Source organism: Burkholderia sp. SJZ089, from assembly GCF_007828315.1.
GTDB lineage: Bacteria > Pseudomonadota > Gammaproteobacteria > Burkholderiales > Burkholderiaceae > Burkholderia > Burkholderia gladioli.
This window is the reverse complement of the sequence record NZ_VIUM01000002.1, coordinates 623013-643145: the sequence shown is the minus strand read 5'-3', so window position 1 is coordinate 643145 and position 20133 is coordinate 623013. Positions and strand designations below refer to the sequence as shown.

Below are 20133 nucleotides of genomic sequence, written 5' to 3'. Positions count from 1 at the left end.
GATTGTGCAAGCGAGCCTTGGCTATAGCGACAACTGGTCACGCCATATTTATCTCAAATGAGTGGCGATTTAGCTGTTTTCGGATGGGTAATGCGCGCGGCGTTATCTCTAAAATACCTTGCTGGTTGGGGATGATCGGCATGTGAAGTGCTGCGGCGCCATGAGGCTGGCCCGCGACGATTTAGCGTGTTTAGGAGAATGTGCGGGATCGTGGATAGCCGTCTGATGGGCTTTGTCTCAAGCGCAACTAACGGCCAAGTCCGCGCGGCCTGGGCGAAGTGGGTGAATCCTGTTGATCGCGACATTGCGCCGCGTCGATGCGAAGCTCAGCGCCCCGTCGCGCCGCCGTAGAACTGTTCGATCAGTTCCTGTACCAGGTAACGGTGATGGGATGAGAGCGCTTCGATCTTGCTGGCCAGTTCGATCGTCTCGGCGGTGGGCGGGTAACGTTCGTCGCGCGGCAGGGGATTGGGCGTGCCCGCCGAATTGCTCGGCGGCGGGCCGTAGTGGAGCCAGTGCAGGTCGACCCGGAGCCATTCGGTGAGCGTGACGAGTTTGTCGACGGTGGGAATGGTGCGGCCCGTCAGCCATTTGTGGGTGGTTTGTGCCGATACCGGCTGCGCGCCGCGATAGCGCAGATTGAAATGCAGCGCCAGTTCCGTGGCTCCCGAGGGCTTCTCCGGACAGCGCTGTAGCGCGAATTTGAGGCGTTCCGAAAACGCCAGTTTTTCGTCGAGGCTGGGCATGCGCCGATTGTGCAATCGGGGTTCGCGGCCCATGACAACTGGCTGCGAAAGATTTATCTCATTGAGCGCTGGGAGGTGCTGGCCGAAAGGCCGATTCATATCCCGCATTATCTCGTAAATAGGCGGGTCGAGCGGATTTCATCAGCTTGGAATACGAGGCGGCGAACCTAGAAATTAGCGTGATTGAGCTAAACGGCACATGCCGACATGCCACTCACATCCGACGGCTCCAAGTCCCCGCCGCGAGCCCGTGGCGCCTGGGCGGCCACGCTACAATGCGGCGTTCCGGCGGCGACCTCATGACGCTGGTCCGAACCTCCTTTCCTGATCCCGATATCCCGATGCCAGCTACCGATTCCGATCCGATCGTCGCCATTGCAACTGCTTCCGGCCGCGGCGGGATCGGCGTGGTGCGCGTGTCGTTCGGTCGCGCCGGCGCCGCGGCGGCCGAAGCGCTGATGCGCGCCGTGTGCGGCCAGGTGCTGGCGCCGCGCCACGCGAGCTACGTGCCCTTTCTCGACGCAGCCGGGGCGGCGCTCGATCGCGGCATCGCGCTGTACTTCACCGCGCCGAATTCCTACACGGGCGAGCACGTGCTCGAACTGCAGGGCCACGGCGGCCCGATCGTGCTGCAGCTGGTGCTGCAACGCTGCCTCGACGCCGGGCGCGAGCACGCCTTGCGGCTCGCCGAGCCCGGCGAGTTCACGCGCCGCGCCTTCCTCAACGACAAGCTCGACCTGGCCCAGGCCGAGGCCGTGGCCGACCTGATCGAGGCGAGCACCGAGGCAGCGGTGCGTTCGGCCGGCCGCTCGCTCGACGGGGTGTTCTCGCGCGACATTCACGCGCTGGTCGAGGACGTGATCGGCCTGCGGATGCTGGTGGAGGCGACGCTCGACTTTCCCGAGGAGGAGATCGACTTCCTGGAGGCGGCCGACGCGCGCGGCAAGCTCGCGCGGATCCGCGAGCGGCTCGCGCAGGTGCTCGGCGACGCGCGGCAGGGCGCCTTGCTGCGCGAGGGCATGTCGGTGGTGCTGGCCGGGCAGCCGAACGTCGGCAAGTCCTCGCTGCTCAACGCGCTGGCCGGCGCCGAGCTGGCTATCGTCACGCCGATCGCCGGCACCACGCGCGACAAGGTCGCGCAGACCATCCAGGTCGAGGGCATTCCGCTGCACATCATCGATACCGCCGGCCTGCGCGAGACCGAGGACGAGGTCGAGAAGATCGGCATCGCGCGCACCTGGGGCGAGATCGAGCGCGCCGACGTGGTGCTGCACCTGCTCGACGCGCAGACGGGCCTCGGCGCCGAGGACCGCGCGATCGCCGAGCGTTTCCCGGCCGGCGTGCCGGTGGTGCGCGTGTTCAACAAGACGGACCTGAGCGGCGAGGCGGCCTCGGTGACGCATCCGGATAGCGGCGCGGCGGGCGAGGTCGATCTCACCGAGCTGCGCTTGTCGGCCAAGCAGGGCGACGGGATCGACCTGCTGCGCGCCGAGCTGCTGCGCATCGCCGGCTGGCAGGCGGGCGCCGAAAGCGTGTATCTCGCGCGCGAGCGGCATTTGGTGGCGTTGCGCGCGGCGCGGGAGCATCTGGCGCAGGCGGCGGATCATGCGGATCAGAATGCGCAGGCGCTCGATCTGTTTGCCGAGGAGCTGAGGCTGGCGCAGGAGCAGTTGAATTCGATCACCGGGGAATTCACTTCGGATGATCTGCTGGGGGTTATTTTTAGTCGGTTTTGTATTGGGAAATAAGCCGGCGCCCAGCCTGACAGAAAGGCACCCAACAACCACCGGCCAATGCCGCCGCGGGGGACCACGATGAAACGATTCCTGCTTGCCGCGCTGCTCGGCGTGCTTGTCGCGCCCGCCTTCGCCTACCAGTCCCAGCCGGCCCCGGACGAATCCCAGCTCCAGGAGCACGGCCACTACACGAACCGCGACGGCGAGCAGGTCCATTCACCCGCGCACTCACGCAACGGCGAAGTCCCGGCCGGCGCCACCGCACGCTGCCGCGACGGCACCTACAGCTTCAGCCGGCACCGCTCCGGCACCTGCTCGCGCCATGGCGGCGTGGCGCAGTGGCAGTAACCGTCGCGCCAGCCACATCATCTACCCGGCCCGATTTCCAATCGCCTGCATCCACCCCGGCGCCTGATCCGTATCGAGGAAGACCCAGGACAACGCCCGCCCGCCGACGATGGAATCTTCGCGACACCCGACGCTGAACGAATCGCTGTCATGGCGATGCGCGATGGTATATTGCGACAGACCATCCCGCCGGGGTGGCGCTCGCCCTTCCTTGCGAATGAAAGAACCGTCCGGTGACGCTACGCGCCCCGACCTGGCCGACCGCCCGAGCGCGGCGGCCGGACAGGCTCCGTCCTCTCCCGAACTCGACAAGCTGCTCGAACAGGTCGCGCAAGGCGACCAGGCCGCCTTCTCCGCGCTGTATCGCGCGGCGGCGCCGCGCGTGTTCGGCGTGATCCTGCGCATGGTCCGCGACAAGGGCGAGGCCGAGGACATCCTCCAGGACGCGTTCATGACGGCGTGGCGACGGGCCGACAGCTTCGATGCCACGCGCGGCGGCGCGCTGACCTGGCTCGTGACGCTCGCGCGCAACCGCGCCATCGACCGGATCCGGCAGCATCGCGAGGTGCCGCTCGGCGACGACGAACCCTGGGCGGAGCTTGCCGACGAAGCGCCCACGCCGGCCGCCGATGCCGAGGCGAGCCAGGAGCGGGCGCGCCTGGAGCGCTGCCTGCAGCAGCTCGAGGCCATGCAGCGCGGCGTGGTGCGCGAGGCCTTCTACACCGGCGCGTCCTACAGCGAGCTGGCCGAGCGGCGGCAGGTGCCGCTCGGGACCATGAAAAGCTGGATCCGGCGCAGCCTGATCCAGCTCAAGAGCTGCCTCGAGCGATGACCACGCCTCCCGAACTCGACCCCGACCTGCGCTGCGCGGAATACGTGCTCGGCGTGCTCGACGCCGACGAGCGCCGGGCGCTGGAAGCCAGCGTCGAGCGCGATCCGCGCCTGCGCGACACGCTGCTGCGCTGGGAACGGCGGCTCGCGCCGCTGGCCGAGGCGGTGCCGGCCGTGGCACCGCCCGCGCGGGTCTGGCAGCGCATCCAGCGCGACCTCGGCTGGCTGGATGCGCCCTCGACGCCGCGCGCCGCGCCGGCTCGCGTGGGCTGGTGGAACAACCTGGTGCTGTGGCGCTGGGTCGGGATCGGCGCCAGCGTTGCCGTGGTCGCGCTGCTCGCGGTGGACCTGGGCACGCTGGAGAAGCCGGCCACGCCGGTCGCCTCGGCGCCGTCCTACCTGGTCGCGACCATCGCCCGCGAGGACGGCACGGCGCACTGGACCGCCACCGTCGACCTGCAGCGCGCGCAGATGATCGTCACGCCGGCGGTCAAGCCGAGCATCGCCGCCGATCGCTCGACCGAGCTCTGGTTGATCGCTCCAGGCGCGAAGCCGGTCGCGCTCGGTGTGTTCCCGTCCGATGCGCCGGCCACCATGTCGCTGCCGCCGCAGATCGTGGCGCAGCTCAAGACCCAGGCGGTGCTCGCCGTCTCGGTGGAGCCGACGGGCGGCTCGCCCACCGGCCAGCCTACCGGCCCGGTGATTGCCACCGGCCAGGTTCATACCGCCTGAAGCCGCGCGGGGCGGTGCCGGCAGCCCGAGCCGCCGGCCCGCCTGCCCTCAGCCGGCCTTTCCTCCAGCGCTCCCGCCCCCCGCCGCATCACGGCCCGATGCGGCTATCCGTGCATTCGTCACATTTCCTGCATCCGTTTCGCCCGCCGCTCCGTATCCGCTTCAAGCCGCCATGAAGCCTGCCCCGGAGCCTGCATGTCGTTTATCGCCGCTTTCGTCCTTGTCCTGCTTGCCCTGATCGCCGTCTTCACGGCGGCCTGGGCCATCCAGCTGCGCACCCGCAATGCGGGGATGATCGACCCGGTCTGGGCACTGTCGCTGGGCGGCGTCGCCGTGCTCGTCGCCGTGGTGGCGCCGGGCGATGCGCTCAACCGCCTGTTCGTCGCCATCTGCGGCGGCGCGTGGGGCTGGCGGCTCGGCTGGCATCTCTGGCGGCGCAATCACGGCCAGCCGGAGGACTACCGCTATCGCGCGCTGCGCGAGCGCTGGGGCGCATCGGCGGCATGGCGGATGCTGGCCTTCTTCCTGCTCCAGGCGGTGGTGTCGATCCTGCTCGCGATCGCCTTCTTCGTGCCGGCTTATCAAGCCGATCCGCCTTCGCGGTTCGCGATGGCGATCGCGCTTGCGATCTGGATCGCCTCGGTGGCGGGCGAAGCCGCCGCCGACCGTCAACTGCGACGCTTCGTGGCCCGGCCCGATCGACGTGGCCAGGTGTGTGACGCCGGCTGGTGGCGCTACTCGCGCCATCCCAACTATTTCTTCGAATGCCTGCACTGGTGCGCCTATGCCGCCTGGGCGCTGGGACGGCCCTGGGGCTGGGCCACGCTGGCGCCGCCGCTGCTGATGGCCTGGCTGCTGCTCAAGGTATCCGGCATCCCGCTGCTGGAAGAGCACCTGGTGCACAGCCGCGCCGGTTATCGCGAATACCGCCGCCGCACCAGCGCGCTGATCCCCTGGCCGCCGCGCCGGCCTTCCGCTCCATCTTCCACCGATCCAGGAGAGCCTCGACCATGAGCGCCGTCACCACCGACTCGTCCGCCGTCCCGCGCGCCGAAGCGCCGGATGGTTTCGCCCTGCGCTGCGCCGAGCGCGGCTGGCTGCCCGACGCGGCGATCCGGCTCGGCATGCGCGCGCTGCTGCGCCAGCGCCTGCGCGACGAGCACGCCGGCGACAGCGCCCGCCAGGCGGAAGCCTTCGAGGCCATGCTGGCCGAGCTGCGCGCCAGCCCGATCGCGATCGAGACGCAGGCGGCCAACGCGCAGCACTACGAGCTGCCGGGCGCCTTCTTCGCGGCGCATCTGGGGCCGTGCCTGAAGTACTCGTGCTGCCATTACCCGACGGGCAGCGAAACGCTCGCCGAAGCCGAGCAGGCGATGCTCGCGCTCTATGCCGAGCGCGCCGGCCTGGCCGACGGCCAGCGCATCCTCGACCTCGGCTGCGGCTGGGGTTCGCTCTCGCTGTGGCTGGCTCGGCGTTATCCGCGCGCCCAGATCGTCGGCCTGTCCAATTCGCATGGGCAGCGCGCCTTCATCGAGCAGCGCGCGGCCGAGTTGGGACTGACGAACCTGCGGATCGTGACCGGCAACGTGGTCGACCACGAATTCGACGCCGGCACCGAGCGCTTCGACCGTGTGCTGTCGATCGAGATGTTCGAGCACATGAAGCACTACGGCCTGCTGCTGGCGAAGATCGCCGGCTGGCTGCGCGACGACGGCCGGCTGTTCGTGCACCTGTTCGCGCATCGCTCGCTCGCCTATCACTTCACCGTTCGCGACGGCAGCGACTGGATGTCCCGTTATTTCTTCACGGGCGGCACCATGCCTTCGGCCAACCTGCTGCTGCGCTTCCAGGACGATCTGCGCGTGACGCGCCAATGGTGGCTGGACGGCACGCATTACGCGCGCACCGCCGAGCACTGGCTGAGCTCGCTCGATGCCGCGCACGAGCGCGTCATGCCGGTGCTGGTGGAGGCCTACGGCGCGCAGGCGCCCGTCTGGTTCCAGCGCTGGCGGATGTTCTACATGGCGGTGGCCGAGCTGTTCGGCTATCGCGCCGGGCAGGAATGGGGCGTCGCGCATTACCTGTTCGACAAGCGGACGGCACGATCATGAGGCCCGCACGCTCGACGTGGCGCGCCGTCGTGCTGCGCGGCCTGCTGCTGGCGGCGGTGCTCGGCCTGGGCGGATGCTCGGGCGGCCCGCCGAACCCGAACCCGCGCGCGGCGCAGCCGCTGGTCACGGTACCGGTCGACCTGCCGCGCTACATGGGACGCTGGTACGTGATCGCCAACATTCCCTACTTCGCCGAGCGCGATGTCGTCGCCAGCCGCGCCGAGTGGACGCTGCGGCAGGACGGCCGGATCGACGACGTGTTCGTCGGCCGGCGCGGCGGTTTCGACAAGCCGGAAAGCCGCTACCAGTTCCTCGACACGGTGGTGCCCGGCAGCGGCGGCGGCGCGTGGCGGGTGCGGCTGTTCTGGCCGATCCACGTCTCCCAGCTGACGCTCTACGTCGATCCCGACTACCGCTACACGCTGATCGGCTATCCCGGCAAGTCGCTCGGCTGGATCTTCTCGCGCGAGCCGGAGATGGACGAGGCCACCTATCGCTCCCTGCTCGCGCGCTTCGACGCGATGGGCTACGACACCAGCCGCTTCCGCCGCGTGCCGCAACTGCCTGCCCAGCTCGGCCAGCCCGGCTTTGCCTCGCCGCCGGCGGATAAATAGGACGCGAGATGGCGCCGCTCCGCATCCGTCGCGGCGCCTGATCCGTATCAACGGGAAACCGCCGAACGCGCCTCAATCCAACCGGAGCCCGACGTCCATGTCCCATCCCGTTCCCGCCATGCCGCCGGGCCGCCGCATCGCCGTGATCGGCGCCGGGATCGCCGGCCTGGCCAGCGCCTACCTGCTGGCGCGCCAGCATCGGGTGACGCTGTTCGAGGCCGCCGACTACCTGGGCGGCCATGCTCATACCGTGGATGTCGAACTCGACGGCGAGCGGCATCCCGTCGATACCGGCTTCCTGGTGTTCAACGATCGCACCTACCCGAATCTCGTCGCCCTGTTCGACGAGCTCGGCGTGCGCGCCCATGGCAGCGACATGTCCTTCTCGGTGTCGGTGGACGAAGGCCGGCTCGAATGGGCGGGCACCAACCTCAACACCGTGTTCGCGCAGCGGCGCAACCTGTTCTCGCCAAGCTTCCTCGGCATGCTGCGCGACATCCTGCGCTTCAACGCCTCGGCCGAGCGTCATCTCGAGTCCGCCCAGCGGCAGCGCTTCTCGGTCGGCGAGCTGCTGGCCGACGGCGGCTACGGCGCGCCGTTCCGGCAGCACTACCTGCTGCCGATGGCGGCCGCGATCTGGTCGAGCGCGGCCAGCGACGTCCTGCGCTTTCCCGCCGCCACCTTCCTGCGCTTCTGCCTGAACCACGCCCTGCTCCAGGTCAATCACCGGCCGCCCTGGAAAACCGTGGCGGGCGGCTCCCGCCAGTACGTCGAGCGCATCGCGGCGACGCTGCCCGACGTGCGCCTGAACGCGCGCGTGCGGGTGGTGCGGCGTCATCGCGGCGGGGCCACCGTCTGGACCGACGGGGCGGGCGCCGAGCATTTCGACGCCGTGGTGCTGGCCTGCCACGCGCCGACCAGCCTGCGCCTGCTGGCCGACGCCAGCGACGAGGAACGCGCGGTGCTGGGCGCGATCCGCTACCAGCGCAACCTCGCGCTGCTGCACACCGATCCCGCGCTGCTGCCGCGCCGGCGTCGCGTCTGGTCGGCCTGGAACTACCTGAGCCGTCGCCAGGGCGAGGACGCGCAGCCGGTGTGCGTCAGCTACCTGCTCAACCAACTGCAGCCGCTGCCGTTCCACACGCCGGTGGTGGTGACGCTCAATCCGGTGGCGGAACCGGCACCGCATACGCTGCTCGGCCGCTACCACTACGAACATCCGCTGCTCGATCTGGCCGCCGTCGATGCCCAGCAGCGCCTGCCCGAGCTGCAGGGGCGGCGCGGCACCTGGTTCGCGGGCGCCTGGGCGGGCTACGGCTTTCACGAGGACGGGCTCAGGTCGGCGCTGCGCGTGGCAAGCGATTTCGGCGTCGCGCCGGCCTGGGCGCGGCCATGAAGCCGGCCATGAAGCCGGCCGACGACAGCCTGCGGCTGCTGGTCGGGCAGGTGACGCACGAACGCCTGCGGCCCGCGCATCACGCGTTTCGCTACCGGTTGCTGCAGGTGGCCTGCCGTCTCGACCGCTTCGCGCGCCCTTCGTCGTTCTGGTTCGGCATCGATCGCTGGCGCCCGCTCGGCCTGGCCGCGCGCGACTACGGCCCCTGCGACGGCAGCCCGCTCGAACCGTGGATGCGCGCGCGCCTGGCCGAGGCCGGCATCCCGGCCGACGGGGAGATCTGGCTCCAGACGATGCCGCGCCTGTTCGGTTATGCCTTCAATCCGGTGAGCTTCTGGTACTGCCACGATCGCGAGGGACGCCTGCGCGCGCTGTACGCGGACGTGCGCAACACCTTCGGCGCGCGGCACGGCTACCTGCTCAGCGCGCCGGCGCATGCGCCGATCGACGGCGAGACGGTGCTCGACTGCCGCAAGACCTTCCACGTCTCGCCGTTCTGCACGGTGAGCGGCGGCTATCGCTTTCGCGTGCTGCGCGACCGGGACCGCTGGACCGTCGCGATCGATCATCACGACGAGGCGGGCCTGCTGCTGCGCACCGCGATCGCGATGCGCGAACGGCGCGAGCCCGGCGCGTGGTGGCGCTTCGCGCGCCGGCCATTCGACACGATCGGCACGCTCTGGCGCATCCATTGGCAGGCGCTGCAACTGGCACGCAAGCGCGTGCCCTTCCACGGCAGCCGGCCGCCGCAGCCGCAGTCGCCCGAGCCGGCGGCATCCGATCCTTCCGCATTCGATTCCTCCGTATCCGGCCACCACCGCGCGTCGCCGGCGAATTCCCGTCACGAGGCCCGTCCATGAACCTGCTGCATGTCCGCTCCCATTCCGAAACCGCGCAACCGCTCAGCGCGAAATGGTTCCTCGCGCTGCTGCGCCGGATGCGGCATGGTCATCTCACCCTGGTCACGCCGGAAGGCGCGCAACTGGTGTTCGGCGATCCGCACCAGGCGCCCGCCGCGACCCTGCAGATCCACGACTGGCGCGCCTGCCGCCGGATCCTGCGCAGCGGCGACATCGGCCTGGCCGATGGCTATCGCGCCGGATGGGTCGAGGTGCCCGACCTGGTGGCCCTGGTCCGGCTCGCGCTGCGCAACCAGGATGCCGTCGCGCCGACCATCGACGGCGGGCGGCTCGCGCGCCTCTGGTACGCGCTGCGCCATCGGCTGCGCGCGAACTCGCGCGCGGGGAGCCGCCGCAATATCCACGCGCACTACGACATCGGCAACGCCTTCTATGCGCAGTGGCTCGATCCGACCTGGACCTATTCCAGCGCCTGCTTCGACGGCGATCCGGCCCGCTCGCTGGAGGCGGCCCAGGCCGCCAAGTACCAGCGCATCGTCGATACGCTCGGCCTTCGCGCCGGGATGCGCGTGCTGGAGATCGGCTGCGGCTGGGGCGGTTTCGCCGAACATGCGGCGCGGCTCGGCATCCGTGTCGACGCGCTGACGATCTCGCAGGAGCAGTACACGTTCGCGGTGCAGCGGATGGCCCGCAACGGGCTCGCCGATCACGCGCACGTGCACTTGTGCGATTACCGCGACGCGGTCGGGCAATACGACGCGATCGTCTCGATCGAGATGTTCGAGGCGGTCGGGCAGGCTTTCTGGCCCGGCTATTTCGCCACGCTGCAGCGCTGCCTGAAGCCGGGCGCGCGGGCGCTGGTGCAGTCGATCACGATCGACGACGCGCGTTTCGACGCCTATCGCGCCTCCAGCGACTTCATTCGCGAGACGATCTTTCCGGGCGGCATGCTGCCCAGCCCCGAGCGTTTCGTGGCGGCCGCGCGCGACGCCGCGCTCGCCGCGACGCCGGTGTTCGCCTTCGGCCAGGATTACGCGCGCACGCTGCACGTCTGGCGGGACGCCTTCGAGGCGCGTCTGGACGCGATTCGCGAGCAGGGCTTCGACGAGCTGTTCATCCGCACCTGGCGTCTCTACCTGAGTTATTGCGAAGCCGCCTTCCTCGAAGCGCGCACGGACGTGGTCCACTTCCTGGTTGCGCGCGATGCCTAGCGTCGCGTGGGCCTGGCGCGGATGGTGCCTCGCGGCGCTGTTGCTCGCGCGCGGCGCGCAGGCGGGCTGCGTCGACGAACTGGCGCAGGCGCGGCTGATCGGTGCGGGGGATTTCTGCGTGCTCGGCATCTGCCTCTATGACGCGCGCCTGTATGCGAGTCGTGCGCCGGTCGACTTGGATGCGCCGTTCGCGCTGGAGCTGAGCTACCGCCGGCATTTCTCGCGCAAGCAACTGGTCGGCGCCGGCATGCACGAACTCGACCGGCTGGCCGGCGGCGCGCTGACGGACGAGGTGCGCAGCGCCTGGCAGGCGGACATGGTGCGCGCGTTCGATGACGTCGGGCCCGGCGACAGCCTCTGCGGCGTCTATCTGCCCGGTCAGGGCGCGCGTTTCTATCGCAACGGGCAGCCTGGTGCCGCGGTGGACGACCCGGTGTTCGCGAAGGCGTTCTTCTCGATCTGGCTGGACCCGCGAACCCGGGCGCAGGCGTTGCGCCGGAAGCTGCTCGGTGAAGCCGCGCCGTGATCTCGCGCGCCGACGCCGCGCGCGCGGCGTGCGCCCATTCCGTCTAGCGCGCGCTCAAACAATCGGCTTCTGCGAGAACACGAACATCGGGCTGGTGTGGTGGTGCGAATCGCCGGGCTCGGCATCGACATCGGCGAAGTCGAGCTGATAGTCGGACTTGCGCAGGAACACGCGATGGCCGTGAGGATGGGTATCTCTCAGGTGCTCGCGGAAGGTATGGCGCAGCTCGCCATACAGCTCGGCGATGATGATGCGGGGCGGGCGATGGGCCAGGGTTTCCCGGGCGCCCGCCAGCGCATCCACCTCCGCGCCCTCGATATCGAGCTTCCAGATATCGAAGCTGCCGTGCTCGGCGCGCAGCGCGTCGATCGTGGTGGTCGCCACGGAAAGGGTGCGATGCGTGTCGCCGAAGATCGACGGGAACAGGGCGAGCACCTCGTCCTTCAGGCTCGAGCCCTGGTTATGGGCCAGCGATACGGTCATCGTCGCCTGGCCGGGCGCGGCCGAGATCGCCTGCTCGATCGGCACCACGCGATCGGTCGGCAGGCTGGCGAGCCGCGCGAACAGTTCGGGGATCGGCTCGGCCGCGATCACGCGGCGCGCGCCCGCCTCGAGCAACTCGAGTGCCGTGACGCCGATGTTCGCGCCGGCATCGAGCACCTGGTCGCCCGCCTTGACGAAGTGGCGGAACAGAGCCCGGTCGACGTCGCCTTGCGGATAGCGGATGTCCAGCAGCAGCGATGCGGCGTAGTAGCGTTCGTGTCGATGGGACAGCTCGAGCGTGATCGGAATCGATCCGATCTCGAAGCTCGCCTTGCCATGCTCCCGGATGAGGGATTCGACTTCCGTGTACAGCATCTCTCGCGTCGGCATGGCGCGGTTCCGTGCGGGTTGGAGGAAGGGCGCATTATGCCCGACGGTGGAACTGCAGCGTGTCGCCAGCACGGGTTCGTCCGTGCTGGCGACGGGCAAGGCGCCATTGTTTCGACATGGTGGCGGGGGGCGTTATCGGTTTTGTGTGCGCACGGGAGCCGTGTCCGCGACACGGTGGCGCTGGGCGGCAAAATGGCGGCGATAACGAGCCGACTTGTCGAAAGTTGTCGGCGAGATTCGGTAGAATCGTGTGGTTTTCGAGCACGCGAAGTGTTTGGCCGGTCAACTTTCCAGGGAGGTGCGCATGAAGCTGACAGGCGTCGGTCTCTACACCTACCCTGAAGCCGCCTTGCTCACGCGGATTCCCCTGCGCGAATTGCGTCGCTGGCTGGATGGTTATTCCTATCGGGATCCGCACAAGGAGCAGCCGGTCGAGGTTCCACCGCTCTGGACCACGGAATTCGATCAGCAGATAGAAGGAATCGGCTTTCACGATTTGCTGGAAGTTCGGTTCGTGCGGGCGTTTCGGCAGCATGGCGTCAGTCTGCAGACGATCCGCATCGCCAGCCAACGCGCCCGCGAACTGTTCGCCACTGACTATCCCTTCACGTCCCGGCAGTTTCGCACCGATGGCCGCACGATATTCGCCTCGGCAATGGAGGAAACCGGCGAAACGGAGCTGCTCGACCTGGTGCGCAAGCAATACGCTTTTCGGCGAATCATCGAACCTTCGCTGTACAGCGGTATCGAGTTTGGGGCGGACCAGGTGGCGGCTCGCTGGTATCCCACGCCGCGCAGCAAGGCGGTCGTGCTCGATCCGGCGATTGCGTTCGGAAAACCCGTCGTGACCGATGGTGCGGTGAGGACGTCGATCCTGCACGATGCCTTCATTGCCGAGGGCGATCGGCACTTGGTGGCGAAGCTCTACGAGGTTCCCGTGGCATCGGTGGACGCCGCCATTGCGTTCGAGGAAAGCCTGGTCGCCACATGAACTTCTTCGTCGACAACAACTTGCCGCCTGCTTTGGCCAGAGCGCTGCATGCCTTGTCGGAAAACGCCGGGCATCGCGTCGTACATTTGAAGGACCTGTTTCCGCCGAATACGCCCGATTCAGACTGGATCGCTGCGCTGGCAAGGGAAGGCGGGTGGTCGGTGGTCACCCACGACAAACTGAACAAGGGGCTGGAGCGCGAAGCCCTGCGTCGTGCCGGCTTGATCGTGTTCTTTCTCGACCGAGGATGGTCGAGCCACAAATTCTGGGACAAGGCGTACTCCCTTGTGCGCTGGTGGCCGCGCGTCATCGAGCAAGCCGAAGGCATGGCCGGTGGTGCCGCGTTCAAGGTGCCTTATGCGTTCGCCGGCAAGGGGCGATTTGGGCAAGTCACCCTCTAACCTGGATGCGTGCCCCGCTTCGCATCCCCGAAATCCGCTTCGCCATCTTCCGATTGGCTCGCCGTGGGAATGCTACGGTGACCCTTCACCTTTTCACCGGGAAACGAGCATGTCGCCACGTTCACGGTTTTCACTCGCTTGCTGCGCTTTCGCCCTTGCCAGCCTGACCGCCGCGACGCCGGCCGCGGCGCAATCACGTATTGATGAGGGCGCTCGCCCCGACGCGTCGCGCTACCTGCGCGTCAATGACCACGACGACTACCTGCGCGCCCAGCGCCACTACCAGGACGAGCTGCGCAACCAGCGCCTGCTCTACGAGCATCAGCGCGAACAGCGGATCCGCGACGAACGCGTGCGCCAGGAGCGCGCCTACGAGCAGCGCCAGCCTGCTGGTTATTGATCCGCCACGTCGTCAGCTTTCCCAATCCACCAGCCGCGCATATCGATCGGCATAAAAATCGATGAACGCGCGCACCTTTGACGACACCGTTTTCTTCGGCGGATAAACCGCCCAGATCGCCGATGCGGTTCGCGCCGTCTGCACGTCCCAATCGGCCAGCAAATGCACCAGCCGGCCGTCGCGCAAGGCATGGCCGAGCGCCCAGACCGGCAGCAGGGCGATGCCGCAGCCGGCGATCGCGAGCTGCCGCAGCGCGTCGGTATCGTCGGCGCGCAGTCGGCCGCGCAGCTGCACCGGGATCGGCTCGTCAACCTGCTCTTCGTCGCGCGGCGCGCGTGCCGCGAACCACCAGCGATCGTCCGGCATCAGCGGGAAGCGCAGCACCTCGTGCCCGGCGAGCGCCGCCGGCGAGTCCGGCGCGCCGTGCTGTTCCAGGTACGTGGGGCTCGCGCAGACGATGCGCCGATGCATGGCCAGCCGCCGCGCGATCAGCTGCGAATCGGGCAGCACGCCGATCCGGATCGCGAGGTCGATGCCGTTGTCGATCAGGTTGACGGTCTCGTCGCTGAGCACCGCGTCGATATCGATGCCGGGATAGCGCGCGGTGAATTCGGGCAGGTGCGGGATCACGTGACGCAGGCCGAAGGCGCGCGGCATGGTCACGCGCAGCAGCCCGCGCGGCGAGGCATTCAGCGAGGACGTCGCCTCGCGCGCCTCGTCGAGCGCCGCCAGCACGGCCTGCGCATGCTCGCGAAACACGCGGCCGCCTTCGGTCAGCACCAGCCCGCGCGTCGAGCGGTTGAACAGCGCGATGCCGAGGTCGCGCTCGAGCTCGCTCACGTAGCGCGAGACGGTCGAGGTCTTCACGGCGATGCGGTCGGCGGCCTTGCTGAAGCTGCCCGATTCGGCGGCATGCAGGAAGGCGCGGATCGCGGAGAAATAGTCCATGGCGGATGACGGGCCGCGTCGGCTGGCGCGCGCCTGGTTGGGGTCGCATGCAGTGTAGGGCAAAGCCAGGGGCCGGGTTGTCCCTTTTGCGCAAAGCTCATTTCCCGGCGGCGCGGTTCCGTCGGCACGGGGCGCGCCTCTATAGTCGCTCCAACGTCGACGGCCGTGACCCTGCGCGCCGGACGCTTCCCCGCCATCAAGGAGCCGCATCATGCTCGACAAGACCCCCGCCCCCACGCTGCAACTCGACGACGAACGCGCGATGCGCGACGCCGAGTATTTCGAATACACCTCGTCGGCGAACCCGATCGGCGCGAAGCTGATTTCGCGCGTGCCGTATCGCAGCTTCCCCGCCTCGCTCTACGACAGCGGCCCGACGCGCATCGTGCCGCTGGACCTGTCGGCCGAACTCGGCTGCGACTACCCGGCAACCGGCCCGGACCTGATGGCGAACTTCGTGCGCATCGTCGCGGGCGAGCAGCTCAGCGTCGATCCGAACGCGACCTCGCTGGTGTTCTACGTGCTCGAGGGAGCCGGCTCGGTGGCGCAGCGCGACAGCGCGTTCCGCTTCGCGCAGGGCGATTTCTTCTCGCTGCCGGGCGGCGCGCCGGCAACGCTGAGCGCCGATTCCACCGCGCGCCTGTACTACGTGAACGACGCGCCGCTGCTCGACTATCTCGGCACGCGCGTCGCGAACCCGCGCTTCGAGCCGACGCTGTACCCGGCCGCGCGCGCGAAGGAGGAACTGGACAAGGTGGCGTCGGCACCCGGCGCCGCGCTGCGCAACCGCGTGAGCCTGTTGCTCGGCAACCGCCATTTCCCGCAGACGCGCACGGTCACGCATTCGATGTGGGCGATGTTCGGCGTGATCGCGGCCAACAGTGTGCAGAAGCCGCATCGCCACCAGTCGATCGCGCTCGACTTCATCCCCGCCTGTCGCCCGGGCGTGTACACGCTGGTGGGCACCGAGCTGGACGAGGCCGGCAACATCGTCGATCCGGTGCGCGTCGACTGGACGCCGGGCATGGCTTTCGTCACGCCGCCGGGCTACTGGCATGCGCACTTCAACGAGTCGAACGACGTGGCCTATGTGATTCCGCTGCAGGACGCGGGCTTGCAGACCTACCTGCGCGCGCTCGATATCCGCTTCGCGCGCTGAACGAAGCGCGCCGGGCGCCAGGCATCGTGCCCTGGCGCCCGGCGGCGGCGAGAGAAGAAGGGAGGGAGCGACGCGCGTTGCTGTTCAGCGGCCGTGCCGTTGGCGCGGGATCAATGCCCGCGTCGCCAATGTTTCCAGGGATGGCGCCAGTCGATATGGCCGGCATGCACGGGCCGCATCTCGCGCGGATGGCGCCGGCGATGTTCCTGCCATAGCTCGTCGGAGAACAGGGCCGCGACGATCACGAGCGGCAGCACCAGAAAAATGCCCAGGATCACTTGCTCGACCACGATGGCCTCCATGCGGCTGGCGGGCGGGACGGCACCCTCGCTTTCATTCTAGGCATTGCGCGCCGCGGGCGTTTTGGATTTTCTTGCATGACCGGGCGATCTTCATAGCGTCCCGTCCAGGCTGATGCCGCACTGTTTTTGAAACGGGGCCACGGCGAGGGCCTCGCGCATTCGGTATCATCCACGCCCCGACCGAACTTTTCGCCGCACGCGGCAAGACCCCCGATGGCGCTCAAATCGACGATCTACAAGGCCGAACTGCAAATTGCCGACATGGATCGGCATTACTACGGCGATCATTCGCTGACGGTGGCCCGCCACCCGTCCGAAACGGACGAGCGGATGATGGTGCGCATCGTCGCCTTCGCGCTGTTCGCGCACGAGCGGCTGGAGTTCTGCAAGGGGCTGTCCGATACCGACGAGCCCGACCTCTGGCTCAAGGACCTGACCGGCGCGATCGAGGCCTGGATCGACATCGGCCAGCCCGACGAGCGCCGCATCGCCAAGGCGAGCGGCCGCTCGGGCGAGGTGGACGTGATCGCCTACGGCGGCCGCACCTCGGACATCTGGTGGCAGGGCGTGCGCGGCAAGGTCGAGCGGCTGCGCAACGTGCGCGTGCTGTCGCTGCTGGAGGGTACGGCCGAGGCGCTCGGCGCGCTGGCCGAACGCACCATGCGCCTGCAATGCACGATCCAGGACGGCACGGTGTGGATCTCGAGCGCGACGCACGATCCGATCGCGGTCGAATGGACCGTGCTCAAGCCGCGCGGCGAGGGCTGACGCACGATTCGGGGCCGGGTTCTTCGCGCCTCGTTTTGCTTCCGGCCCGCGTCGGTCCGTTAGGACCTCCCTCAGCCAGCCGCGGCGCGCGGCGGCCCCTTCAGCTCCACCATGTTGCCTTCCGGGTCGAACAGATAGATCGACTGCCCGTAGCCGTCCGCGCCATAGCGCTCGGCGGGCTCGCCCGGCCGCGCGCCATGCGCCGCGAGATGCGCGCGCAGCGCTTCGGCGTCGAAGGGCTCGACGCGCAGGCACAGATGATCCATGTTGCGGCCGGCGCCGGGCACGCCGCTGTCCGCGCGGTCGATCGGTGCGTTCTCGATCAGCAGGTCGATCAGCGAATGGCCGGCGCGCAACTGCACCAGCCCGAGATCGGGCTGTTCCTTCTCGATATGGCAGCCGATCACCTCGCAGTAGAAGCGCGCCATCGCCTTCATGTCGGCCACGCGCAGCACCACGTGGTCGATGCCGAGTATCGGGGGTTTCATTGTGGGAAATCTCCTGTCGAATGACTCGTCGAGTCTAGACGATCGCCGGGAAGGCGTGATGGACAGGGGAAGCAGGGCGGCGGGCGTGGCCCGATGCGGGCAGAATCGTTGGATCGATGGCTCGCCCTGGCAGATTCAGGACGAAAAAAAGCCCGCTCAAGGGGAGCGGGCTTAATCCATATCAGGAGGAGACATGGAGGAGACAGGTCCAACTATACACAGGCGGATGGTGCGGCGCAATAATCCAACTGCAAAAAATCGTCAGAGAGTCGTTCTGTCGCACCCTTTTGGCCCGATCGCGCGCTGCGGCAAAGGCTGGCGGATTTGGGTGTAGTTTTCGCTTAATTGCGGATGCGGGGATGCGGCATCCCCAGGGCGATGGCGCCCCCTTTAGTTCACCCGAATATCAGAGCAAGATTCCGGCAGGCAGCGGGTGGCTCGCCGCGTAGAGTTGAACCCGTTCTCACTGTTATTGCGAGGCGATCATGCCCACCCCGTACTCGACCGACGAAGCCCGCTGGGAAGCTCTCGTCGCGCGCGACGCCGATGCCGACGGCGCTTTTTTCTATGCCGTGAAGACCACCGGCGTGTTCTGCCGCCCGACCTGCGCCTCGCGCATGCCGCGCCGCCAGAACGTCAGTTTCTTCGACGATCCGGCCGCCGCGCGTGCCGCCGGCTTTCGCGCCTGCAAGCGCTGCCAGCCCGAGCGCGAGCCGCGCGAGGTCGAGATCGTGCGGCGCGCCTGCGCGGTGCTCGACGCGAGCGATCGCGCCACGCTGGCCGAGTTGAGCGCGGCCGTGCATGTCAGCCCTTTCCACCTGCAGCGTCTGTTCAAGCGCGTTGTCGGCGTGTCGCCGCGCCAGTACCAGGCCGCGCGCCGCGGCGCTGCCTTGCGCGATGCGCTGGAAGGCGGCGCGCCCGTCACGCGAGCGGCCGTCGATGCCGGTTATCAGTCCTCGTCGCGCGTCTACGAAGCCGTGCCGCGCGAGCTCGGGATGGCGCCCTCGGCATTCCGGCGCAAGGGCGCGGGGCTGCGCATCGAGTACGCGACCGCGTCGACGCCGCTGGGCCAGGTGCTGGTCGCCGCGACTGAGCGCGGCATCTGCAAGATTGCGTTTGGCGATGCTGTAGCGTCGCTCGTCGCCGACCTGGGCGATACCTTCGCGAATGCCGAATGCGTGGCCGCGCCCGAGCGGCTCGCGCCCTTCCTCGCCGAGATCGATGCCTATCTGCGCGGTTCGAGCGAACGCATCGCGCTGCCGCTCGACATCAGCGCGACGGCATTCCAGCAGCGCGTCTGGGAAGCCCTGCAGAAGATCCCCTACGGCGAGACGCGCAGCTACGCGCAGATCGCCGAGGCGGTCGGTTCGCCGCGCGCGGTGCGTGCCGTCGCCAGCGCCTGCGCCTCGAATCCCGTGGCGCTGGCGATCCCCTGTCATCGCGTGATCCACAAGGACGGCACGGCCACGGGCTATCGCTGGGGCACGGCGCGCAAGCTCGCGCTGCTCGCCGCCGAGGCGCGGCACGCGGCGGGCGAGCCGGCCGCGCTGTCGCTCGACGACGCTGCATGAGCGAGGTGCTGGCAAGCACGGCCAGCGCGCCGGACGAAGCGGCGCGCGTCGAGATCGACCTGCCGTTGCGCCCGCCCTACGACTGGCCGCGCCTGCTGCGCTTCCTGGCCGGGCGCGCGATTCCCGGCGTCGAAACCGTCAGCGACGGCGCCTACCTGCGCGCCATCGAATATCGCGGCGCGCATGGCGTGCTGATCGTGCGGCGTCATGCGCGTCGCCGCTGCCTGGTCGCGACCGTCGAGGGCGCGGTCGCGCAACGGGCCGACGCGGCGCTGGCCGCGCGGCTCTCCACCATGTTCGACTGCGGCGCCGAGCCCTCGGCGATCGCCCGGGACCTGTCGCGCGATCCCTGGCTCGCGCCGCTGCTGGCCGCGGCGCCGGGCCTGCGCGTGCCGGGTGCCTGGTCGGCCTTCGAGCTGGCCTTGCGCGCGATCGTCGGCCAGCAGGTCAGCGTCAAGGCGGCCACCACCATCATCGGACGATTGGTCCAGCGCGCCGGCGAGCCGCTCGCGGCGCCCCCGCATCCCGCTGTCGGCTGGTGGTTTCCCGAACCGGCCGCGCTGGCGGCCTGTGATCTGACCGGGATCGGCATGCCGGGCAAGCGGATTGCCGCGCTGCAAGATGTTGCGGCGGCGGTGGCCGCGGGCGAGGTGCCGGTCGACGCGGTGGACGCGGCCGGCGTGCCGCTCGACCTGGCCGCGCTGCGCCAGGCCTGGCTGGCGCTGCCGGGGATCGGCCCGTGGACCGTCGAATACATCGCGATGCGCGCCTGGCGCGACGCCGACGCCTGGCCGGCTTCGGACCTGGTGCTGATGCAGTCGATCGCCGCGCGCGACCCCGCGCTCGAGCGTCTGTCGAGCCAGCGCGCGCGCAGCGACGCATGGCGCCCGTGGCGCGCCTATGCGGCGATGCATCTGTGGAATGAAATTGCCGACCGGGCCGGCGGCGCGCGCGGCGGCTGAGGGTTGTCGACGGGCGTGGAGCCGGGCGCTGGTGCATCGCGCAAAGCCCCGCCCAGCCTGGCTTTGACGCGATTCCGGGGCGGCTCAAGCGAGCCTTACGGCGAGATGTTAAAGTGCCCGCTACCGTCAATCCCGGCGGGCGGTGTGCGTGGCAGCAAA

23 protein-coding genes are annotated in these 20133 nt (G+C 68.8%); 18 read left to right on the top strand and 5 right to left on the bottom strand.

What is annotated here, in order from left to right:
• Positions 1–326: 326 nt before the first annotated feature.
• Positions 327–746 (bottom strand): transcriptional regulator, encoded by a 420-nt coding sequence (locus FB600_RS06020; RefSeq protein WP_160293265.1) that lies wholly within the window; start codon positions 744–746, stop codon positions 327–329.
• A 341-nt stretch (positions 747–1087) separates the two neighbouring features.
• Here FB600_RS06020 and mnmE point away from each other — a divergent pair, with 341 nt between their 5' ends.
• The 11 genes from mnmE (at position 1088) to FB600_RS05965 (ending at position 11111) form a co-directional block, all read left to right on the top strand.
• The gene (mnmE, locus tag FB600_RS06015) at positions 1088–2494 is read left to right on the top strand and encodes a tRNA uridine-5-carboxymethylaminomethyl(34) synthesis GTPase MnmE (protein WP_145756368.1); all 1407 of its coding nucleotides are present in this window, start codon (positions 1088–1090) and stop codon (positions 2492–2494) included.
• Between the two features lie 66 nt (positions 2495–2560).
• Complete coding sequence (locus FB600_RS06010) at positions 2561–2830, top strand: DUF3761 domain-containing protein (protein WP_103690812.1); 270 nt, start codon at positions 2561–2563, stop codon at positions 2828–2830.
• 217 nt (positions 2831–3047) lie between these two features.
• Positions 3048–3662, top strand: coding sequence for a sigma-70 family RNA polymerase sigma factor (locus FB600_RS06005; protein WP_096749998.1), 615 nt, complete (start codon positions 3048–3050; stop codon positions 3660–3662).
• The gene (locus FB600_RS06000) at positions 3659–4393 is read left to right on the top strand and encodes an anti-sigma factor domain-containing protein (protein ID WP_145756366.1); all 735 of its coding nucleotides are present in this window, start codon (positions 3659–3661) and stop codon (positions 4391–4393) included. The genes FB600_RS06005 and FB600_RS06000 overlap by 4 nt, the downstream gene beginning before the upstream one ends.
• Before the next feature lie 195 nt (positions 4394–4588).
• The gene (locus FB600_RS05995) at positions 4589–5407 is read left to right on the top strand and encodes a DUF1295 domain-containing protein (RefSeq protein ID WP_096750000.1); all 819 of its coding nucleotides are present in this window, start codon (positions 4589–4591) and stop codon (positions 5405–5407) included.
• Positions 5404–6504, top strand: coding sequence for an SAM-dependent methyltransferase (locus FB600_RS05990; RefSeq protein ID WP_036048763.1), 1101 nt, complete (start codon positions 5404–5406; stop codon positions 6502–6504). Before FB600_RS05995 ends, FB600_RS05990 begins: the two co-directional genes overlap by 4 nt.
• The gene (locus tag FB600_RS05985) at positions 6501–7118 is read left to right on the top strand and encodes a lipocalin family protein (RefSeq protein ID WP_013699784.1); all 618 of its coding nucleotides are present in this window, start codon (positions 6501–6503) and stop codon (positions 7116–7118) included. Before FB600_RS05990 ends, FB600_RS05985 begins: the two co-directional genes overlap by 4 nt.
• Before the next feature lie 97 nt (positions 7119–7215).
• Positions 7216–8514: an NAD(P)/FAD-dependent oxidoreductase gene (locus FB600_RS05980; RefSeq protein WP_017918374.1), complete on the top strand. Its 1299-nt coding sequence runs from the start codon at positions 7216–7218 to the stop codon at positions 8512–8514.
• Complete coding sequence (locus tag FB600_RS05975; RefSeq protein WP_105820164.1) at positions 8511–9374, top strand: DUF1365 domain-containing protein; 864 nt, start codon at positions 8511–8513, stop codon at positions 9372–9374. The genes FB600_RS05980 and FB600_RS05975 overlap by 4 nt, the downstream gene beginning before the upstream one ends.
• Positions 9371–10585: an SAM-dependent methyltransferase gene (locus FB600_RS05970; RefSeq protein ID WP_145756365.1), complete on the top strand. Its 1215-nt coding sequence runs from the start codon at positions 9371–9373 to the stop codon at positions 10583–10585. The genes FB600_RS05975 and FB600_RS05970 overlap by 4 nt, the downstream gene beginning before the upstream one ends.
• On the top strand, positions 10578–11111 hold the full coding sequence (locus tag FB600_RS05965) for a chalcone isomerase family protein (RefSeq protein ID WP_013699780.1): 534 nt from the start codon (positions 10578–10580) through the stop codon (positions 11109–11111). The genes FB600_RS05970 and FB600_RS05965 overlap by 8 nt, the downstream gene beginning before the upstream one ends.
• Before the next feature lie 54 nt (positions 11112–11165).
• Here the strand turns inward: FB600_RS05965 and FB600_RS05960 are convergent, their stop codons facing one another.
• Positions 11166–11984 (bottom strand): FkbM family methyltransferase, encoded by an 819-nt coding sequence (locus tag FB600_RS05960; RefSeq protein WP_145756364.1) that lies wholly within the window; start codon positions 11982–11984, stop codon positions 11166–11168.
• Positions 11985–12288: 304 nt separating this feature from the next.
• Here FB600_RS05960 and FB600_RS05955 point away from each other — a divergent pair, with 304 nt between their 5' ends.
• From FB600_RS05955 to FB600_RS05945, 3 genes are all read left to right on the top strand, one after another.
• Positions 12289–12975, top strand: coding sequence for a DUF433 domain-containing protein (locus tag FB600_RS05955; RefSeq protein WP_098153498.1), 687 nt, complete (start codon positions 12289–12291; stop codon positions 12973–12975).
• Positions 12972–13376 (top strand): DUF5615 family PIN-like protein, encoded by a 405-nt coding sequence (locus tag FB600_RS05950; RefSeq protein ID WP_013699777.1) that lies wholly within the window; start codon positions 12972–12974, stop codon positions 13374–13376. The genes FB600_RS05955 and FB600_RS05950 overlap by 4 nt, the downstream gene beginning before the upstream one ends.
• Positions 13377–13485: 109 nt before the next feature.
• Positions 13486–13776, top strand: a complete 291-nt coding sequence (locus tag FB600_RS05945; RefSeq protein ID WP_098153499.1) for a hypothetical protein — start codon at positions 13486–13488, stop codon at positions 13774–13776.
• A 12-nt stretch (positions 13777–13788) separates the two neighbouring features.
• On the opposite strand, the gene FB600_RS05940 is transcribed toward FB600_RS05945, so the two are convergent.
• Positions 13789–14724, bottom strand: coding sequence for a LysR family transcriptional regulator (locus FB600_RS05940; protein WP_096750004.1), 936 nt, complete (start codon positions 14722–14724; stop codon positions 13789–13791).
• Between the two features lie 211 nt (positions 14725–14935).
• Here FB600_RS05940 and FB600_RS05935 point away from each other — a divergent pair, with 211 nt between their 5' ends.
• Positions 14936–15883, top strand: coding sequence for a cupin (locus FB600_RS05935; RefSeq protein WP_098153500.1), 948 nt, complete (start codon positions 14936–14938; stop codon positions 15881–15883).
• Between the two features lie 110 nt (positions 15884–15993).
• On the opposite strand, the gene FB600_RS05930 is transcribed toward FB600_RS05935, so the two are convergent.
• Complete coding sequence (locus FB600_RS05930; protein WP_036048785.1) at positions 15994–16173, bottom strand: hypothetical protein; 180 nt, start codon at positions 16171–16173, stop codon at positions 15994–15996.
• Between the two features lie 225 nt (positions 16174–16398).
• Here FB600_RS05930 and FB600_RS05925 point away from each other — a divergent pair, with 225 nt between their 5' ends.
• Complete coding sequence (locus tag FB600_RS05925) at positions 16399–16953, top strand: YaeQ family protein (RefSeq protein WP_013699773.1); 555 nt, start codon at positions 16399–16401, stop codon at positions 16951–16953.
• A 71-nt stretch (positions 16954–17024) separates the two neighbouring features.
• Here the strand turns inward: FB600_RS05925 and FB600_RS05920 are convergent, their stop codons facing one another.
• Positions 17025–17441 (bottom strand): VOC family protein, encoded by a 417-nt coding sequence (locus tag FB600_RS05920; protein WP_013699772.1) that lies wholly within the window; start codon positions 17439–17441, stop codon positions 17025–17027.
• 482 nt (positions 17442–17923) lie between these two features.
• Between FB600_RS05920 and ada the strand changes: the two genes are divergently transcribed.
• Positions 17924–19012 carry a bifunctional DNA-binding transcriptional regulator/O6-methylguanine-DNA methyltransferase Ada gene (ada, locus tag FB600_RS05915; RefSeq protein WP_164467606.1) on the top strand — a complete coding sequence of 363 codons (1089 nt, stop codon included), beginning with the start codon at positions 17924–17926 and terminating at the stop codon, positions 19010–19012.
• A complete protein-coding gene (locus FB600_RS05910; protein WP_098153501.1) occupies positions 19009–19974 on the top strand; it encodes a DNA-3-methyladenine glycosylase family protein in 966 nt (321 codons plus the stop codon). Before ada ends, FB600_RS05910 begins: the two co-directional genes overlap by 4 nt.
• Positions 19975–20133: the final 159 nt, after the last annotated feature.

Bases quoted from the DNA above. Each gene is read 5' to 3' on its own strand.
- FB600_RS05925 (WP_013699773.1), top strand. From the start codon at position 16,399: ATGGCGCTCAAATCGACGATCTACAAGGCCGAACTGCAAATTGCCGAC.
- FB600_RS06005 (WP_096749998.1), top strand. From the start codon at position 3,048: ATGAAAGAACCGTCCGGTGACGCTACGCGCCCCGACCTGGCCGACCGC.
- FB600_RS05910 (WP_098153501.1), top strand. From the start codon at position 19,009: ATGAGCGAGGTGCTGGCAAGCACGGCCAGCGCGCCGGACGAAGCGGCG.
- FB600_RS05990 (WP_036048763.1), top strand. From the start codon at position 5,404: ATGAGCGCCGTCACCACCGACTCGTCCGCCGTCCCGCGCGCCGAAGCG.
- FB600_RS05960 (WP_145756364.1), bottom strand. From the start codon at position 11,984: ATGCCGACGCGAGAGATGCTGTACACGGAAGTCGAATCCCTCATCCGG.
- mnmE (WP_145756368.1), top strand. From the start codon at position 1,088: ATGCCAGCTACCGATTCCGATCCGATCGTCGCCATTGCAACTGCTTCC.
- FB600_RS06020 (WP_160293265.1), bottom strand. From the start codon at position 746: ATGCCCAGCCTCGACGAAAAACTGGCGTTTTCGGAACGCCTCAAATTC.
- FB600_RS05995 (WP_096750000.1), top strand. From the start codon at position 4,589: ATGTCGTTTATCGCCGCTTTCGTCCTTGTCCTGCTTGCCCTGATCGCC.
- FB600_RS05935 (WP_098153500.1), top strand. From the start codon at position 14,936: ATGCTCGACAAGACCCCCGCCCCCACGCTGCAACTCGACGACGAACGC.
- FB600_RS06010 (WP_103690812.1), top strand. From the start codon at position 2,561: ATGAAACGATTCCTGCTTGCCGCGCTGCTCGGCGTGCTTGTCGCGCCC.
- FB600_RS05920 (WP_013699772.1), bottom strand. From the start codon at position 17,441: ATGAAACCCCCGATACTCGGCATCGACCACGTGGTGCTGCGCGTGGCC.
- FB600_RS05975 (WP_105820164.1), top strand. From the start codon at position 8,511: ATGAAGCCGGCCATGAAGCCGGCCGACGACAGCCTGCGGCTGCTGGTC.
- FB600_RS05940 (WP_096750004.1), bottom strand. From the start codon at position 14,724: ATGGACTATTTCTCCGCGATCCGCGCCTTCCTGCATGCCGCCGAATCG.
- FB600_RS05965 (WP_013699780.1), top strand. From the start codon at position 10,578: ATGCCTAGCGTCGCGTGGGCCTGGCGCGGATGGTGCCTCGCGGCGCTG.
- FB600_RS05945 (WP_098153499.1), top strand. From the start codon at position 13,486: ATGTCGCCACGTTCACGGTTTTCACTCGCTTGCTGCGCTTTCGCCCTT.
- FB600_RS05950 (WP_013699777.1), top strand. From the start codon at position 12,972: ATGAACTTCTTCGTCGACAACAACTTGCCGCCTGCTTTGGCCAGAGCG.
- FB600_RS05980 (WP_017918374.1), top strand. From the start codon at position 7,216: ATGTCCCATCCCGTTCCCGCCATGCCGCCGGGCCGCCGCATCGCCGTG.
- FB600_RS05955 (WP_098153498.1), top strand. From the start codon at position 12,289: ATGAAGCTGACAGGCGTCGGTCTCTACACCTACCCTGAAGCCGCCTTG.
- FB600_RS06000 (WP_145756366.1), top strand. From the start codon at position 3,659: ATGACCACGCCTCCCGAACTCGACCCCGACCTGCGCTGCGCGGAATAC.
- FB600_RS05985 (WP_013699784.1), top strand. From the start codon at position 6,501: ATGAGGCCCGCACGCTCGACGTGGCGCGCCGTCGTGCTGCGCGGCCTG.
- FB600_RS05970 (WP_145756365.1), top strand. From the start codon at position 9,371: ATGAACCTGCTGCATGTCCGCTCCCATTCCGAAACCGCGCAACCGCTC.